This window comes from Streptomyces sp. BB1-1-1 (assembly GCF_031597775.1).
Taxonomy (GTDB): Bacteria; Actinomycetota; Actinomycetes; order Streptomycetales; family Streptomycetaceae; genus Streptomyces; species Streptomyces thinghirensis.
Genome location: NZ_CP134203.1, coordinates 3,300,578 through 3,317,037, shown reverse-complemented (window position 1 = coordinate 3,317,037; position 16,460 = coordinate 3,300,578). Strand labels below are relative to the sequence as shown.

Sequence of the window (16,460 nt, the reverse complement as noted above, 5' to 3'; positions counted from 1 at the left end):
CGGGTGAGTGTACCCACCCCCGTTGAGAGCCATGCGCCGTGCGGCCAACTTTTCTTCCCCTAACGGGCTGAACTTTTGTTGATCGTGGGACAGTTGACCGCCCCGGCGTCCTACCCTTCAAAGGGTGAAGCAACTGATGTCCCGAGAGACCGAGGCCGATCCGTCAGGGGAAGCGCTGCTCCCCGGTACCTTGCCGGAGGCGCTCCGCGCAGAGCTCGTAGCCTTCCGCCGCGACCTGCACATGCACCCCGAGCTGGGCAACCAGGAGTTCCGCACCACCGCCGCGATCAAGGAACGGCTGGAGCGGGCCGGCCTCAAGCCGCGGGTGCTTCCCGTCGGGACCGGGCTCGTCTGCGACATCGGCACCAACACCGACTCGGGACAGTGGGCCGGCGGGCCGCGCATGCTCGCCCTGCGGGCCGACATCGACGCGCTGCCCATCCCGGACACCAAGGGCGACTGCCCGTACCGCTCCCGCGTGCCGGACCGCGCCCACGCCTGCGGCCACGACGTGCACACCACCGTCGTCCTCGGCACCGGGCTCGTGCTCGCCGCCCTCCACGAGCAGGGCCTGCTGCCCCGCCCCGTGCGGCTGGTCTTCCAGCCGGCGGAGGAGGTGCTGCCCGGCGGCGCCGCCGACGCCATCGAGGGCGGCGCGCTCGACGGAGTGCGCCGCATCCTGGCCGTGCACTGCGACCCCCGGGTGGACGCCGGACGGATCGGCCTGCGGGTCGGCCCCATCACCTCCGCCTGCGACCGGCTGGAGATCGCCCTGAACGGCCCCGGCGGCCACACCGCCCGCCCGCACCTGACCACCGACCTGGTCACCGCCGCCGCCCGCGTGGTCACCGACGTGCCCTCGCTCGTCGCCCGGCGCGTGGACAGCCGCAGCGGGCTCGCCATGACCTGGGGGCGGATCGAGTCCGGGCACGCCCCGAACGTCATCCCGCAGCACGCCGAACTCGCCGGGACCGTGCGCTGCCTCGACCTCGACGCCTGGCGGCAGGCGCCCGACCTCGTGGTCGGCGCCATCGACGAGATCGCCAACCTGTACCGGGCCAAGTCCGAGATCACCTACGTCCGCGGGGTGCCCCCGGTCGTCAACGAGGTCACCAGCACCGAACTGCTCCAGGCCGCCATGGTCGCCCGGCGCGGCACGGACTCCGTGGAGACCACCGAGCAGAGCCTCGGCGGCGAGGACTTCTCGTGGTACCTGGAGCACGTGCCCGGCGCCATGGCCCGCCTCGGCGTCCGCCCGCCCGGCGAGCGCACGGTCCGTGACCTGCACCAGGGCGATTTCGACGTGGACGAGCACGCCATCACCGTCGGCGTGGAGATGTTCACCGCGGCGGCGCTGATCGAGGCCGTCTAGCGCGGGCGGCGGGCCCGGCCCCCGCCGCGGTTGCGGCCGCGGCGGGTCGGGGGCAGCCTGGTGCACAAGCGCACGAGGGTGCGCGGCATGCCCCGAACAGCCCGCGGCACGAATGGGTAACGGCCCCGCGGAACCCCGTTCCCAGGAGTTTCTACGCGCGTTACTGTGCGCCGAACCGAGCGCCCGCTGCGGGGCTTTGGAGAATGGGGAACTTCAGATGCGTCGGATATCGAGACTGACCCGTGCCGCGGTGGGGGTCGCGTCGCTCGCACTCGCCGCCACGGCCTGCGGCGGCACCAGCGGCGAGAGCGACAGCGGCGACGAGGGCAAGGACGACAAGGGCCTCGCCATCGCCTACGACATCGGCGGCAAGGGCGACCAGTCCTTCAACGACGCCGCGTACGCGGGGCTGGAGCGGGCCCAGAAGGAGTTCGGCTACAAGACGGCCGACATCGAGCCCACCGAGGGCGAGACCGACGCCGACAAGGAGCAGCGCCTCGCCTCGCTCGCGAAGCAGGGGTACAACCCGGTCATCGGCGTCGGCTTCGCCTACGGCCCGGCGATGAAGGCCATCGCCTCGAAGTACCCGGACACCACCTTCGGCATCGTGGACTCCGTGGTCGAGGGCAAGAACGTCGCCTCCCTCGTGTTCGCCGAGAACGAGGCCTCCTACCTCGCGGGCGTCGCGGCGGCCAAGGCCACCAAGACCAACACGGTCGGCTTCGTCGGCGGCGTGGACGTACCGCTGATCCACAAGTTCGAGGCCGGCTACAAGCAGGGCGTCACGGACACGAACCCCAAGGTCAAGGTCATCTCGCAGTACCTGACGCAGACGGCCGAGGAGGGTGGCTTCTCCAGCCCGGACAAGGGCCGCGCCGCCGCCGAGGGCCAGATCGAGAAGAAGGCCGACGTCGTCTACCAGGCGGCCGGTCTCTCCGGCCAGGGCGTGATCGAGGCCGCCGCCAAGGCGAAGGTCTGGGCGATCGGCGTCGACTCCGACCAGTACAAGCAGGAAGCGCTCGCGGCGTACAAGGACCACATCCTGACCTCCGCCCTCAAGGACATCGACGGCGCGGTGTTCGCCCTGGCCAAGTCGGTCGAGGACGGCAAGCCGCTGACCGGCACCCAGACCTTCGACCTCGAGTCCGACGGTGTGGGCCTGTCCGACGCCAACCCGAAGTACGCCGAGGTCCCGGGTCTGACGGACGCGGTGGCCAAGGCCAAGGCGGGCATCATCGACGGCTCCATCAAGGTCAAGACGGAGTAGCCCCACCGGCACCGCACAGAACCGGATGAAGCGGGCGGGCGCCCGGAGGTGCCCGCCCGCTTCGGCGTGTCCGCGACCGGCCGCCCCGGCGTCACCCTCCGCCACGCCCCGTTCGCGTCCGGCAAGCTCGGGCACCCGCACGCCGCGCCGAGGGGGTGTCGTTTGGATCATGCCGGGGTCGCGGGGGCTGGCACGCGCATCTGCGGCGTTGTCGTCGGTTGCCAGGGCTCCGCCCTGTCGCCCTCCTCCGCCTTGCAGCTGCACGCACCAGCCCCCGCTCGGGTCGGCCACGAGGCAGCGTGCCTCGGAGCCGGCCTGATCCAAACGACACCCCCAGCTCACGGGCGGATAACAAGAAGGACAGAAGGGGTTTTCAGGCAGGTCTACGCGCGTTAATCTGCGGCGAAGCCAGCGCCGTACTCGAACCGTCCCCGGCGCTTGTACGACAGGAGCACCAGACATGCGCCGGATTTCCCGGATCACGGTCGCAGGCGCAGCGACCGCCTCCCTGGCCCTCGCCCTCTCCGCCTGCGGTGGTACCTCGACCTCCTCCGGGTCGTCGGAGTCCAAGGGGGACAAGGGCCTCGCCATCGCGTACGACGTCGGCGGCAAGGGCGACCAGTCCTTCAACGACGCCGCGTACGCGGGTCTGGAGCAGGCGAAGAAGGAGTTCGGCTACGAGACGGCCGACATCGAGCCCACCGACGGCGAGACCAACGCCGACAAGGAGCAGCGCCTGGTCTCCCTGGCCAAGCAGGGCTACAACCCGGTCGTCGGCGTCGGCTACGCGTACGCCGCCGCGCTGAAGAGCGCCGCCGAGAAGTACCCGGACACCACCTTCGGCATCGTGGACGACGCCACGATCGAGGCGAAGAACGTGGCCGACCTGGTCTTCAACGAGGAGCAGGCCTCCTACCTCGCCGGTGTCGCCGCCGCCAAGAGCACCAAGACCAACACGGTCGGCTTCGTGGGCGGCGTGGACATCCCGCTGATCCACAAGTTCCAGGCCGGCTACGAGCAGGGCGTCAAGGACACCGACCCGAAGATCAAGGTGATCTCGCAGTACCTGACGCAGACCGCGGAGGAGGGCGGCTTCTCCAGCCCCGACAAGGGCAAGACCGCCGCCGAGGGCCAGATCGAGAAGAAGGCCGACGTCGTCTACGCGGCGGCCGGTCTCTCCGGTCAGGGCGTCATCGAGGCCGCCGCCGCCAACAAGGTGTGGGCGATCGGCGTCGACTCCGACCAGTACAAGCAGGAAGCCCTCGCGAAGTACAAGGACCACATCCTGACTTCGGCCACGAAGGACGTCGCCAAGGCGGTGTACAACCTCGCGAAGTCGGTCGAGGACGGCAAGCCCGAGACCGGTATCGTCAGGGGCGATCTGAAGTCCGGCGAGGTCGGCCTTTCGGACTCCAACCCGAAGTTCGCGGACGACGCCGAGCTCCAGGCAGCCATCAAGACGGCCAAGGAGAAGATCATCAGCGGCGAGATCAAGGTCAAGAGCAGCTGACCCGAGCAACACCTCGAACAGCGTGTAACCGCGGTGGTCGCACCGCTCGACGGGGTACGAGGAGGACGCCTCCCAGTCCTCCTCGTACCCCGTCGTGTCGATGTGCCGCCGCCGCTTTTAGATGCCGTAGGGGCGCTACGCGCGTAGACGGCCCCCGTCCCCAGGAGAGTGCGCCATCAACGCGTCCAGCAGCCCTCCGGCCGGAGCGGCGGTCAACGAATCGGTGACCGCCGTCGAACTCGCCGGGATCACCAAGCGATTCCCGGGTGTCGTGGCCAACCACGACATCCACCTGACCGTCCACAAGGGCACCGTCCACGCCCTCGTCGGCGAGAACGGCGCCGGCAAGTCGACGCTGATGAAGATCCTCTACGGCATGCAGAAGCCGGACGAGGGCACCATCGCGATCGACGGCGAGCAGGTGGCCTTCTCCTCGCCCGCCGACGCCATCGCCCGCGGCATCGGCATGGTCCACCAGCACTTCATGCTCGCCGACAACCTCACGGTCCTCGAGAACGTGGTGCTCGGCAGCGAGAAGCTGTACGGCATCGGCGCCAAGGCCCGCCGGAAGATCAAGGAGATCTCCGAGCGGTACGGACTCGGCGTGCGCCCCGACGTCCTGGTCGAGGAGCTCGGCGTCGCCGCCCGCCAGCGCGTGGAGATCCTCAAGGTCCTCTACCGCGGCGCCCGCACGCTGATCCTGGACGAGCCGACCGCCGTCCTGGTCCCGCAGGAGGTCGACGCGCTCTTCGACAACCTGCGCGAACTCAAGGCCGAGGGCCTCTCGGTCATCTTCATCTCGCACAAGCTGGGCGAGGTGCTCTCCGTCGCCGACGAGATCACCGTCATCCGCCGCGGTACGACGGTCGGTACCGCCGTGCCCGCCGAGACGACCCCGCGTCAGCTCGCCGAGCTGATGGTCGGCAGCGAGCTGCCCACCCCGGAGACCGCCGAGTCCACGGTCACCGACCGCCCGGTCCTCACCGTCGACACGCTGCGCCTCGCGGCCCCCGGCGGCAAGGCCCTGCTGGACGACATCTCCTTCACCATCCACGCCGGCGAGGTGCTGGGCATCGCCGGTGTCGAGGGCAACGGCCAGACCGAGCTGGTCGACGCGCTCATCGGCCTGCGGCACGCCGACTCCGGCACCATCCGCTTCCTCGACGAGGACATCACCGCGCTGCCCACCCGCAAGCGCCGCGAGCAGGGCGTCGGCTACATCCCCGAGGACCGCCACCGCCACGGCCTGCTCCTGGAATCCTCCCTCTGGGAGAACCGCATCCTCGGCCACGTCACCGAGAAGCCCAACAGCAAGGGCGTCTGGCTGAACCCGAAGGGCTCCCAGGAGGACACCCGGCGCATCGTCGAGACGTACGACGTCCGCACCCCCGGCATCGACGTCACCGCCGCGTCCCTGTCCGGCGGCAACCAGCAGAAGCTGATCGTCGGCCGGGAGATGAGCCACAAGCCGCGCTTCCTGATCGCCGCCCACCCCACCCGGGGTGTGGACGTCGGCGCGCAGGCCGCCATCTGGGACCACATCCGCGAGGCGCGCCGCGAGGGCCTCGCCGTCCTGCTGATCTCCGCCGACCTGGACGAGCTGATCGGCCTGTCCGACACCCTCCGGGTGATCTACGACGGCAGGCTGGTCGCGGACGCCGACCCGGCCACCATCACCCCCGAGGAGCTGGGCTCGGCGATGACCGGCGCCGCCTCCGGACACCTCGAACACGAAGAGACCCCGGCCGACGGCGGCCAGGGTGCGGAAGACGAGGCCCGCTGATGAAGAAGTTCGACAAGGAGCGCGTGCTCCTCGCGGTGGCCGGTCCGGTCATCGCGCTCGCCGTGGCCTTCGTGCTGAGCGCGATCGTCCTGATCGCCTCGGGCAAGAACCCGGTCGAACCGTTCGCCCTGATGTTCGAGCAGGCCGGATTCTCCGACATCCAGGTCCTGATCATCAACCAGGCGTCGATGTACTACATCGCGGCCCTGGCGGTGGCCATCGGCTTCCGGATGAACCTGTTCAACATCGGCGTCGACGGCCAGTACCAGCTGGCCGCCATGATGGCCGCGATCGTCGGCGCCCACGCCAACCTCCCGGCCGCCCTCCAGATCCCGCTGCTCCTCCTGACCGCCGTGCTCACCGGCGCCTTCTGGTCCGGCATCGCCGGTGTCCTCAAGGTGACCCGCGGCGTCAGCGAGGTCGTCGCGACGATCATGCTGAACGCCATCGCCACCTCCGTCATCGGCTACCTGTGGCTGCCGGACGTCTTCGGCGTCAAGATCGGCAACAACAACACCACCGGCGAGATGCACGAGTCCGGCTGGGTCCCCGGCATCGACATGGGCGCGGCCGGCGAGATCTACGGCCTGGTCGTCCTCGCCGTCCTCCTCGGCATCGGCTACTGGATCGTCCTCAACCGCACCCGCTTCGGCTTCGACCTGCGCGCCTCCGGCGCCTCCGAGTCCGCCGCCGCGGCCAGCGGCGTCAACCCCAAGCGCATGGTGCTCACCGCGATGCTCATCTCCGGCGGCCTCGCCGGACTCGCGGGCCTGCCCATCCTGCTCGGCGACACCCACACCTTCAGCCTCAACTTCCCCACCGGCATCGGCTTCCTCGGCATCGGTATCGCCCTGCTCGGCCGCAACAGCCCGGTCGGCATCGCCTTCGCCGCCCTGCTGTGGGCCTGGCTCGACAAGGCCTCGCCCGAGCTGGACTTCCACGGCTACGACAAGGAGATCGCGGTCATCATGCAGGGCCTGATCGTCCTCTCCGTCGTCGTCTCCTACGAGGCCGTCCGCGAGTGGGGCCTGCGCCGCCAGCAGCGCCGCGTCGGCGCGGAGCTGGCCGCCGGTCACGTCCTCGGCGCCACCGACAACACCAAGAAGGAGGTGGCTGGCCGATGACCACCGCAACCGACCTCAACCAGCCCGCGCTGGAGCACGGGGCGCCGGCCGGCCGCCGTGTCTCGCTGCCCGTCCTGCTGCTGATCATCGCCGGTGCCCTGGCACTGACCTCCATCGTCCGCCTCATCACCGGCGCCAACGGCATCACCAACGTCAGCCAGATGTCCACCGCGCTCCAGCTCGCCGTGCCGATCGGCCTCGCCGGTCTCGGCGGCCTGTGGGCCGAGCGCGCGGGCGTCGTCAACATCGGCCTGGAGGGCATGCTGATCCTCGGCACCTGGTTCGGTGCCTGGGCCGGCTTCCAGTGGGGCCCGTGGACCGGCGTCCTCATGGGCATCGTCGGCGGCGCCCTCGGCGGCCTGCTGCACGCCATCGTGACGATCACCTTCAACGTCAACCACATCGTCTCCGGCGTGGCCATCAACATCCTCGCCCTCGGCGCCACCCGCTACCTCGCCCCGCTCGCCTTCGAGGGCCACCAGGGCGGCTCCGCCAAGCAGTCCCCGCCGGTCGAGTCGCTGGGCCACTTCACGGTGCCGGGACTCTCCGACGCCCTGGAGAGCCTCAACGACCAGCACTGGTTCTTCGTCTCGGACATCGCCGGCCTGCTCGGCGGCCTGGTCACCGACGTCTCCTGGCTCACCCTGATCGCGGTCGCCCTGGTCCCCGCCAGCTGGTACATCCTGTGGCGCACCCCGTTCGGCCTCCGCCTGCGCTCCTGTGGCGAGAACCCGATCGCGGCCGAGTCCCTCGGCGTCAACGTCTACAAGTACAAGTACCTGGCCGTGATCATCTCCGGCGGCCTGGCCGGTCTCGGCGGCGTCTTCCTCTCCATCGTGGCCAACCCCTTCTACCTGGAGGGCCAGACCAGCGGCCGCGGCTACATCGGCCTCGCGGCGATGATCTTCGGCAACTGGATGCCGGGCGGCCTCGCCATCGGCGCCGGCCTCTTCGGCTACACCGACAGCCTCAACCTGCGCGGCGGCTCCGCCAACGTGCACGCCCTGCTGCTGCTCGGCGCGCTGCTGCTGGTCGCCGGTGCCATTTGGCTGGCGATCCGCAAGAAGTACGTCAAGGCCGCGATCACCGTGGTCGTCGGCGCCCTGGTCTTCGCCTGGTACGCCACCACCGACGACGTCCCCAACCAGGTCGTCTCCGCGACGCCGTACGTGGTCACGCTCGTCGTCCTCGCGCTGTCCGCGCAACGCCTGCGCATGCCGAGGGCCAACGGCATGCCGTACCGGAAGGGACAGGGCAAGTGACCGACGTCGACTGGGGCGCGCTGCGCACGGCGGCCCGCGAGGCGATGGCCCGGGCCTACGCCCCGTACTCCGGCTACGCCGTCGGCGCGGCCGCCCTGGTCGACGACGGCCGCACCGTCACCGGCTGCAACGTGGAGAACGCCAGCTACGGCATCGGCCTGTGCGCCGAGTGCGGGCTCGTCTCCCAGCTCCAGCTCACCGGCGGCGGCCGGCTGACGCACTTCGTCTGCGTCGACGGCCACGGCGAGATCCTCGTGCCGTGCGGCCGCTGCCGGCAGCTGCTGTACGAGTTCGGCGGCCCGGAACTGCTGCTGGAGACCCCGGCGGGAATCGTCCCCCTCTCGGAGATGCTCCCGCAGGCCTTCGGCCCCGACCACCTCACCACGTAAGGAAGCGAGCCTTCATGGCCATGGACGTCATCTCCGTCATCCGCACCAAGCGGGACCGCGGCGAACTCAGTGCCGAGCAGATCGACTGGGTCATCGACGCCTACACGCGCGGCGAGGTGGCCGACGAGCAGATGTCGTCGCTCGCGATGGCGATCCTGCTCAACGGCATGAACCGCGGCGAGATCGCCCGCTGGACCGCCGCGATGATCGCCTCCGGCGAGCGCATGGACTTCTCGTCCCTGTCCCGCCCGACCGCCGACAAGCACTCCACGGGCGGCGTCGGCGACAAGATCACGCTGCCACTGGCGCCTCTGGTGGCGGCCTGCGGCGCGGCCGTCCCCCAGCTCTCCGGCCGGGGCCTCGGCCACACCGGCGGCACCCTGGACAAGCTGGAGTCCATCCCCGGCTGGCGCGCCCTCCTCTCCAACGAGGAGATGCTGAACGTCCTGGAGGGCACCGGCGCGGTGATCTGCGCGGCGGGCGACGGCCTCGCCCCCGCCGACAAGAAGCTGTACGCCCTCCGGGACGTCACCGGCACGGTCGAGGCGATCCCGCTCATCGCCTCCTCCATCATGTCCAAGAAGATCGCCGAGGGCACCGGCTCCCTGGTCCTGGACGTGAAGGTGGGCTCGGGTGCCTTCATGAAGACCATCGAGGACGCCCGCGAGCTGGCCTCGACGATGGTCGGCCTCGGCACCGACCACGGCGTGAGGACGGTCGCGCTCCTCACGGACATGGCGACGCCCCTCGGCCGCACCGCGGGCAACGCCCTGGAGGTCCGCGAGTCGGTCGAGGTCCTGGCCGGCGGCGGCCCGTCCGACGTGGTCGAGCTGACCCTCGCCCTGGCCCGCGAGATGCTCGACGCGGCGGGCCTGCCCGACGCCGACCCGGCGAAGGCCCTCGCCGACGGCTCCGCGATGGACGTCTGGCGCCGCATGATCGCGGCCCAGGGCGGCGACCCGGACGCGGCCCTGCCCACGTCGAAGGAGCAGCACGTGATCAAGGCGGGCGCCTCCGGCGTCCTGACCCGCCTCGACGCCTACGCCATCGGCGTCGCCGCCTGGCGCCTGGGCGCGGGCCGCGCCCGCAAGGAGGACCCGGTACAGGCCGCGGCGGGCGTCGAACTCCACGCCAGGCCCGGCGACACGGTCACCGAGGGCCAGCCCCTCCTGACCCTCCACACCGACACCCCGGACCGCTTCGAGTACGCCCTCGCGGCGGTCGAGGACTCGTACGACGTCGCCCCGACCGGCACGGCCTTCACGGCGTCGCCGGTGGTGCTGGAACGTATCGCCTGACCTGCGGTTTCCCCATTCGGGTGAACGGGACCGGTAGACCTGTGCCGGTCCCGTTCGGCATGCTGGGATCGGTGACCCACCGATAGGAGAACCGCCATGAGCGCACTCACCGTCAGCCATGATCCCGAGCAGAGCTGGGACGAGCTCGTCCGGTTCTGGGAGGAGATGGAGTGGCCCGAGGGCAGCAAGGTGGAGATCATCGAGGGGATCATCACCGTGTCACCCACTCCGGCGTATCGCCACAATGTGATCGCGGATCGCATTCAGCGCCGTCTCTACTCAGCGATTCCCGAGGACTGGGCGATTTTCCAGACTTTGGCCATCGCTGTGCCTTCCCGGCTGGGGATGCTCATCCCGGACCTTCTGGTGACACCGATCGATGACGAGTGGGGCGGAGAGGACAGGCACATCCCCGCCGCCGTCGCAGAACTCGTCGTCGAGGTCACTTCCCGGTCCAACGCCCGTCACGACCGCATCACCAAGCCCGCCGCCTATGCCACTGCGGGCATCCCGCTCTATCTCCTGGTGGACCGCTGGGCTCCCAGCGGCCCCACGGCGACGCTCTACGGTGAACCGAAGGCTGACGTATACCGAGTTCTGAGCACTGCCAAGTTCGGCGAACCTCTCAAACTTCCCGCACCCTTCGACCTGACCCTCGACACGGGCGAGTTCCCCGCCTCCTGACTCACCCCAGAACCGCCGCCACCCCCACCAGCACCGGCACCGAAACCACCGTCGACACAAGGATCGCGTCCCGCGCCAGCCGCTCGCCCACCCCGTAGGTCGACGCGTACGTGTAGAGGTTCTGCGCCGCCGGCAGCGCCGACGTCACCACCACGTCGAGCAGGTGCGCGCCCCGCAGCCCGAACACGCCGTACGCCAGTGCCCAGGCCACCGCCGGCTGCCCCACCGTCTTCAACGCCACCGCGAGCAGCACCGGCCGCCGTTCCACGCCCCGCAGCGGCATCGTCGAGCCGCACAGGCCGATGCCGAAGGCCAGCAGGACCGCCGGGACCGACATGTTGCCGATCAGGGTCACCGGGTCCATGACCGCGTCCGGCACCCGTACGCCACTCGCGGCGACCGCGACCCCGGCCAGCGAGCCCAGCGCTATCGGATTGCGCAGCGGCGTCAGCAGCACCCGCCACAGGGGGCCCTTGCCGCCCCCTCCCGACAGGTCCAGGAGCGTCACCGCCACCGGCGTCACCAGCACCAGCTGGAACAGCAGCACCGGCGCCACCAGCGACGCGTCGCCCAGGACGTACACGGCGATCGGGATGCCGAGGTTGCCGGAGTTGACATAGCCCGAGCAGAGCGCGCCGATCGTCGTCCGGCCCACGCCCCAGCCCCGTACGACCCCCACCGCGACGAAGACCCCCGCCACCGCCACCGTGGACAGCGCCGTGACCAGCAGCCGGCTGGAGAAGACCACCGACAGGTCGGCCGTCGCCAGCGTGGTGAACAGCAGGGCGGGGGAGGCCACGTGGAAGGCGAGCTTGGTCAGGACCTCGCGGCCCTGTGGGCCGAGGTGGCCGCGCAGGCCCAGCACATAGCCGACGGCGATGACGACCGCGATGACCGCGAAGCCGGTCAGCACCCCCTGCACGGCACCTCCCCGCCAAGCACGCCGAGCGGACGGACCCGGAACGGCAGGGCGCGGGGAGGGGATGTGTGGAGCATGCAGCAAACCCTCCGGGTGAGGGTGCGCGCACGTCAATGTGATCTCTGATGGCGGGCACCGATGAGTTCCCGGCCCGCGCCGGGTCTACCGCACGTGGACGCCGTGACACCCGCCGTACTCGTGCTGCCGGGGCCTGTCTCCCGAGAGGAGACGCCCCGGCTATGCGACGAGGTGCGCGCGCTGCTGGAAACCACCCGGGCCGGGGTGGTCGTCTGCGACGTCGGCGGGCTGGGACCGCCGGGGCTCGCCGCCGTCGACCTGCTGGCCCGCCTGGAGCTCACCGCCCGGCGGGCCGGGGGCCGGATCCGGCTGCGCGACCCCGACCCCGCCCTGCACGGACTACTGGACCTCGTCGGTCTCCGCTTCGAGACGGAGCGGCAGGTCGAACAGCGGGAACCACCGCTTGGTGTCCAGGAAGCAGTGGAACCCGGTGATGCGGCCGTCTGAGATCTCCAGTACCTGGACCGCCCACGGCGCGAAGCCGCCCGCCTCCTCGTCCGGCTTGTAGTGCGCGAAGGCCGGCAGCCCGTTGGCCTCGACCGGCACCAGCCGCGAGTTCGCGCACGCGGCGCCGAGGGTCGTCATGAAGCCGGTGATGTCCGCCGAACCCGACAGCCACAGGTCGAACGGCGGCATCGTCATAACGGCGTCCTCGTGCAGCAGCGCCGTCAGCGCCGTCATGTCGTAGCCCTCGAAGGCCGCGACGTAGCGGTCCAGGAGCTTCTGCTGCTCCTCGTCCAGGGGGTCGGAGACCGCCGCGCCGTCCCCCTGGTCCGCCCGCTCGGCGAGGGTCGCGCGGGCGCGCTGCAAAGCGCTGTTGACGGACGCGACCGTCGTGCCGAGCAGCTCGGCGACCTCGCTCGCCTTCCAGGCCAGCACCTCGCGCAGGATCAGCACCGCCCGCTGCTTGGGCGGCAGCTGCTGCAGGGCGGCCATGAAGGCGAGCCGCACGGACTCCTTGGCGACCGCGGCCTCGGCCGGGTCGGCGGTCGAGGGCAGTACGCGGGCGTCCGGCATCGGCTCAAGCCAGGTGTGGTCCGGGCGGGGGGACAGGGCGGCCTGGGCGAGCGGCGTGGAGTCCGTCAGGTCCATCGGGCGGGCCCGCTTGTTGCCCGCGGTCAGCATGTCCAGGCAGACGTTGGTCGCGATGCGGTAGAGCCAGGAACGGAGGCTGGAGCGCCCCTCGAACTTGTCGTAGCTCCGCCAGGCGCGGACCAGGGTGTCCTGGACCGCGTCCTCGGCCTCGAAGGAGGAGCCGAGCATCCGGTAGCAGTACCCCGTCAGCTCGACCCGGTGCTTGTCCAGCGCGGAGTCCAGCTCCGTCGTCACGGTGCCGTTGGTCATCGTCCACCCACCCCTGTGGCGTCCTTCGTGCGCGTCTTCGCGCCTCGCACTTCGGAAGCTACCGCAGGGGACTGACAATGGCCTGTGCAGTCAAGAAAGGCGCAGGTCAGCGAGTGAGGCCGAAGACCCGCACCGGCGTGTTCGCGGCCTGCCGGCGCGCCGCCAGGGAGCCGAGCACCGTGATCGCCACGACACCGGCCACCGCCAGCAGCCCGACGCCGACCGTGCCGGCCCAGCCGCCGGAGTGGAAGGCCACCGCGCCGACCGTGCTGCCCGCGCTGGAGCCCACGTAGTAGGCGGACTGGTACAGCGCCGAGGCCTGGGCGCGGCCGTGCGTGGCCGTCTTGCCGACCGCCGAGGACGCCACCGCGTGCCCGGCGAAGAAGCCCGCCGTGATCAGCACCAGGCCCAGTAGGACCAGCGGCAGGGAGGGGGCGAGGGACAGCAGCAGGCCCGCCGCCGTCGTACCGCCGCCCAGGTACAGCGCCCCGCGGCGGCCGAGGCGGCCCACCAGGCGGCCGGCCGTCGACGCCGAGACCGTGCCCACCAGGTAGACCAGGAAGATCGAGCCGATCAGGCCCTGCGGAAGCGAGAACGGGGCCTCCGCCAGGCGGTAGCCGATCACCGTGTAGACGCCGCCGAAGACCGTCATGAACAGCGCGCCGATCGCGTACAGGCGGCGCAGCAGCGGGTCGGCGAGGTGGTCGCGGACCGTGCGGGCCAGGACGCGCGGGCGCAGCGAGCCCGGCGTGAAGTGCTTCGGCGCCGGCAGCAGCAGCCGGAAGGCGACCGCGCACGCCACCGCCAGGACCCCGACCACGCCGACGGCGATCCGCCAGCCCCACTCCTGGGCCACCCAGCCGGTGATGACCCGGCCGCTCATCCCGCCCACGCTGTTGCCCGCGACGAACAGGCCGATCGCGGTGACCAGCGCGCGCGGGGTGACCTCCTCCGCCAGGTACGCCGTCGCCGAGGCCGGCAGTCCGGCCAGTGCCGCGCCCTGCACCGCGCGCAGCGCGACGAGCGCCGGCAGTGACGGGGCGAAGGGGACCAGCAGTCCGACGGTCACCGCGACCGCCAGCGACGCCGTCATGACCGTACGCCGTCCGAAGCGCTCCGACAGTGCGCTCATCGGCAGCACGAACACCGCGAGACCGCCGGTCGCGGCGGCCACCGTCCAGCTCGCGTCGCTCGCGGTGACGCCCATGTCGCCGGAGACGAGCGGCAGCAGGGCCTGGGTGGAGTAGAGGAGCGCGAAGGTCGCGACGCCCGCCAGGAACAGGGCGAGGCTCATCCGGCGGTAGCCGGGCCCGCCGGGGGCCATGCGCGAGTCGCGGGCGTCGGGGGCGTCGGAGGAGGAGACGGATGCAGCGGCGCCCACGGTGGTGGACGCCCCGGTATCGGCGGGAGTCATGCTGCGACGGTACGGAGAGCGTCACTCATCCGTCCAATGCATGGAATGGCCATAATCGTTCCCATGGTGCATCAGCAAAGCTCACAGGCCCGCCTGTCACCTTCCGGTGACACAGAAGACATCGTCGCGCTGCTCGCGCCCCGCCTCGCGCACTTCGCCGGCGTCGCCCGCACCGAGCACGTCACCCGGGCCGCCCAGGAGATGAACGTCCCCCAGTCGACCCTCTCCCGCGCCCTGGTCCGCCTCGAAGCGGACCTCGGCGTCGACCTGTTCGTGCGCCGCGGCCGCACCCTCGCGCTGACCGTCGCCGGACGCACCTTCCTCGGCTCCGTCGAACGCGCCCTCGCCGAGGTCGAGCGCGCCGCCGACGAGGTCCGCGCGGACGCCGACCCGGCCACCGGCAAGGTCGCCTTCGGCTTCCTGCACACCATGGGCGCCGAGACCGTCCCGGGCCTGCTGCACGCCTTCCGCGCCGACCACCCCCGCGTCCGCTTCAGCCTCGTCCAGAACTACGGCGAGGCCATGCTGGAGCGCCTGCGCGCGGGCGAGCTGGACCTCTGCCTGACCTCCCCGGTCCCGGACGCCCCCGGCCTCGTCGCCCGCCGCCTCGACGAGCAGAAGCTGCGCCTGGTGGTCCCGGCCGACCACTCCCTGGCCGGCCGCAGGCGCATCCGCCTCGCCGAGGCCGCCGACGAGGCCTTCGTGACCCTGGAGCCCGGCTACGGCCTGCGCCGCATCACCGACGACCTGTGCAAGGAGGCCGGTTTCCGGCCCAGGGTGGCCTTCGAGGGGGAGGAGGCGGAGACGCTGCGCGGCCTGGTCGCGGCGGGCCTCGGGGTCGCCCTGCTGCCGCCGCCCGCCGTGCCCCGCCCCGGCGTGGTCGAACTGACGGTGACGGCCCCGCGCGCGGCCCGCGAGATCGGCGTGGCCTGGCTGGCGGGGCGTACGGACACGCCCCCGGTGGCCGCGTTCAAGAAGTTCCTGCTGTCGAGGCGGGGCCACCTGCTTCCGTCCTGACCCGGCCCGCCCGCTTCCGTCCTGACCCGGCCCGCCCGGCCCCGGACTCCCCCCGCCGGCACGGAGCCCGACCGCCGCCTGCGCCTACCGCCGCAGCGACTTCCCGAACCCCACCGCCAACGGCATCCGCAGCCCCAGCGGCGGGGGAGCGGCCAGCGCGTCCTCCACCGGCCGCGAGAACGAGTGCCCGAACAGCACGCCCATCACGAAGTCCTCGGTGAGCGCGACGACTTCGTCCCGGTAGTGCCGCAAGCCGTGGCCGTCGGAGTGCACTTCGAACCGGCACACCGCACGGTTCGCCTTCTTCGCCCGGGAGGCCAGCCGGAACGACAGCTCGGGGTCGCTGCGCTCGTCGTTCGTGCCGTGCACGATCAGGACCCGGCGCCCGGCGAGCTGCTTCACCGGTTCGGGTGGGGCGGCCACGTCCTCGTCGGGCAGCCAAGGGGCGATCGCCAGCGCCGAGTTGACGGCCTCGTGTCCGGCGGCGCGCAGCGCGGCCCGCCCGCCCATGTCGATGCCGACCAGGCAGACGGGTACGTCGCCGTAGAGCCGTACGGCCTCGTCGGCGGCCCAGTCGGCGTCCCGGGCGAGATGGGCCTCGGCGCCGTTCCACCCCCGGTAGCGGTAGTGCACGACGTGTGCGGCCAGGCCCTCGTCCCGTCCCGCGCGCGCGAGCCGACGCCCCAACGCGCGTACGGACGCGGCCGCCAGCAACGGAGACGGCTTGCGGCTGGACACCTCGTCGCCGCCGGGGAGCAGCAGCACCACTCCGCTCACCGCCGTCCCCTCCGGACCGAGCGTTCGCCCCAGCCGGGCCTGGCGGACCGGCGTCGCTTGCTGTGCCATGGCAGAACATTCTCAGAAGACCGGGTGTACGCCACCCGTCATCGCAGTCACCGTTACATATCGACGAGTACGTACACCGCGGCCCCGTATCCGGTCCGCGTTCCGTGTCCGTGCGTTCACCCCACGTTCTACGCGCGTAGGAGTTAGAGTGCG

15 protein-coding genes are annotated in these 16,460 nt (G+C 71.3%); 11 read left to right on the top strand and 4 right to left on the bottom strand.

The window, feature by feature from the left end:
* The first annotated feature begins 136 nt into the window (after nt 1–136).
* The 9 genes from RI578_RS15120 to RI578_RS15080 all read left to right on the top strand — a co-directional run bounded on the left by RI578_RS15120 (nt 137) and on the right by RI578_RS15080 (nt 10,689).
* Complete coding sequence (locus tag RI578_RS15120) at nt 137–1,372, top strand: M20 family metallopeptidase (RefSeq protein WP_310875770.1); 1,236 nt, start codon at nt 137–139, stop codon at nt 1,370–1,372.
* Nucleotides 1,373–1,589: 217 nt separating this feature from the next.
* On the top strand, nt 1,590–2,639 hold the full coding sequence (locus RI578_RS15115) for a BMP family ABC transporter substrate-binding protein (protein WP_310871593.1): 1,050 nt from the start codon (nt 1,590–1,592) through the stop codon (nt 2,637–2,639).
* A 460-nt stretch (nt 2,640–3,099) separates the two neighbouring features.
* On the top strand, nt 3,100–4,149 hold the full coding sequence (locus RI578_RS15110) for a BMP family ABC transporter substrate-binding protein (RefSeq protein ID WP_310871592.1): 1,050 nt from the start codon (nt 3,100–3,102) through the stop codon (nt 4,147–4,149).
* 223 nt (nt 4,150–4,372) lie between these two features.
* Nucleotides 4,373–5,932, top strand: a complete 1,560-nt coding sequence (locus RI578_RS15105; RefSeq protein WP_310871591.1) for an ABC transporter ATP-binding protein — start codon at nt 4,373–4,375, stop codon at nt 5,930–5,932.
* Nucleotides 5,932–7,056 carry an ABC transporter permease gene (locus RI578_RS15100; RefSeq protein ID WP_310871590.1) on the top strand — a complete coding sequence of 375 codons (1,125 nt, stop codon included), beginning with the start codon at nt 5,932–5,934 and terminating at the stop codon, nt 7,054–7,056. The genes RI578_RS15105 and RI578_RS15100 overlap by 1 nt, the downstream gene beginning before the upstream one ends.
* Nucleotides 7,053–8,318, top strand: a complete 1,266-nt coding sequence (locus RI578_RS15095; protein ID WP_310871589.1) for an ABC transporter permease — start codon at nt 7,053–7,055, stop codon at nt 8,316–8,318. The genes RI578_RS15100 and RI578_RS15095 overlap by 4 nt, the downstream gene beginning before the upstream one ends.
* A complete protein-coding gene (locus RI578_RS15090; RefSeq protein WP_210957782.1) occupies nt 8,315–8,707 on the top strand; it encodes a cytidine deaminase in 393 nt (130 codons plus the stop codon). The genes RI578_RS15095 and RI578_RS15090 overlap by 4 nt, the downstream gene beginning before the upstream one ends.
* Before the next feature lie 14 nt (nt 8,708–8,721).
* Nucleotides 8,722–10,005 carry a thymidine phosphorylase gene (locus RI578_RS15085; RefSeq protein ID WP_310871588.1) on the top strand — a complete coding sequence of 428 codons (1,284 nt, stop codon included), beginning with the start codon at nt 8,722–8,724 and terminating at the stop codon, nt 10,003–10,005.
* 96 nt (nt 10,006–10,101) lie between these two features.
* Nucleotides 10,102–10,689: a Uma2 family endonuclease gene (locus tag RI578_RS15080; protein WP_310871587.1), complete on the top strand. Its 588-nt coding sequence runs from the start codon at nt 10,102–10,104 to the stop codon at nt 10,687–10,689.
* Nucleotide 10,690: 1 nt separating this feature from the next.
* Here RI578_RS15080 and RI578_RS15075 read toward each other — a convergent pair whose 3' ends face one another.
* Nucleotides 10,691–11,611, bottom strand: coding sequence for an AEC family transporter (locus RI578_RS15075; protein WP_310871586.1), 921 nt, complete (start codon nt 11,609–11,611; stop codon nt 10,691–10,693).
* Nucleotides 11,612–11,746: 135 nt separating this feature from the next.
* Here RI578_RS15075 and RI578_RS15070 point away from each other — a divergent pair, with 135 nt between their 5' ends.
* Entirely contained in the window at nt 11,747–12,133 is a 387-nt protein-coding gene (locus tag RI578_RS15070) for an STAS domain-containing protein (protein ID WP_310871585.1), read from the top strand.
* On the opposite strand, the gene RI578_RS15065 is transcribed toward RI578_RS15070, so the two are convergent.
* Nucleotides 12,026–13,030: a sigma-70 family RNA polymerase sigma factor gene (locus RI578_RS15065; protein WP_310871584.1), complete on the bottom strand. Its 1,005-nt coding sequence runs from the start codon at nt 13,028–13,030 to the stop codon at nt 12,026–12,028. The genes RI578_RS15070 and RI578_RS15065 overlap by 108 nt on opposite strands.
* 106 nt (nt 13,031–13,136) lie before the next feature.
* Nucleotides 13,137–14,444, bottom strand: a complete 1,308-nt coding sequence (locus RI578_RS15060) for an MFS transporter (RefSeq protein WP_310871583.1) — start codon at nt 14,442–14,444, stop codon at nt 13,137–13,139.
* A 63-nt stretch (nt 14,445–14,507) separates the two neighbouring features.
* Here RI578_RS15060 and RI578_RS15055 point away from each other — a divergent pair, with 63 nt between their 5' ends.
* A complete protein-coding gene (locus RI578_RS15055; protein ID WP_310871582.1) occupies nt 14,508–15,461 on the top strand; it encodes a LysR substrate-binding domain-containing protein in 954 nt (317 codons plus the stop codon).
* 84 nt (nt 15,462–15,545) lie between these two features.
* On the opposite strand, the gene RI578_RS15050 is transcribed toward RI578_RS15055, so the two are convergent.
* Nucleotides 15,546–16,307, bottom strand: a complete 762-nt coding sequence (locus RI578_RS15050) for an alpha/beta fold hydrolase (RefSeq protein ID WP_310871581.1) — start codon at nt 16,305–16,307, stop codon at nt 15,546–15,548.
* Nucleotides 16,308–16,460 lie beyond the last annotated feature (153 nt).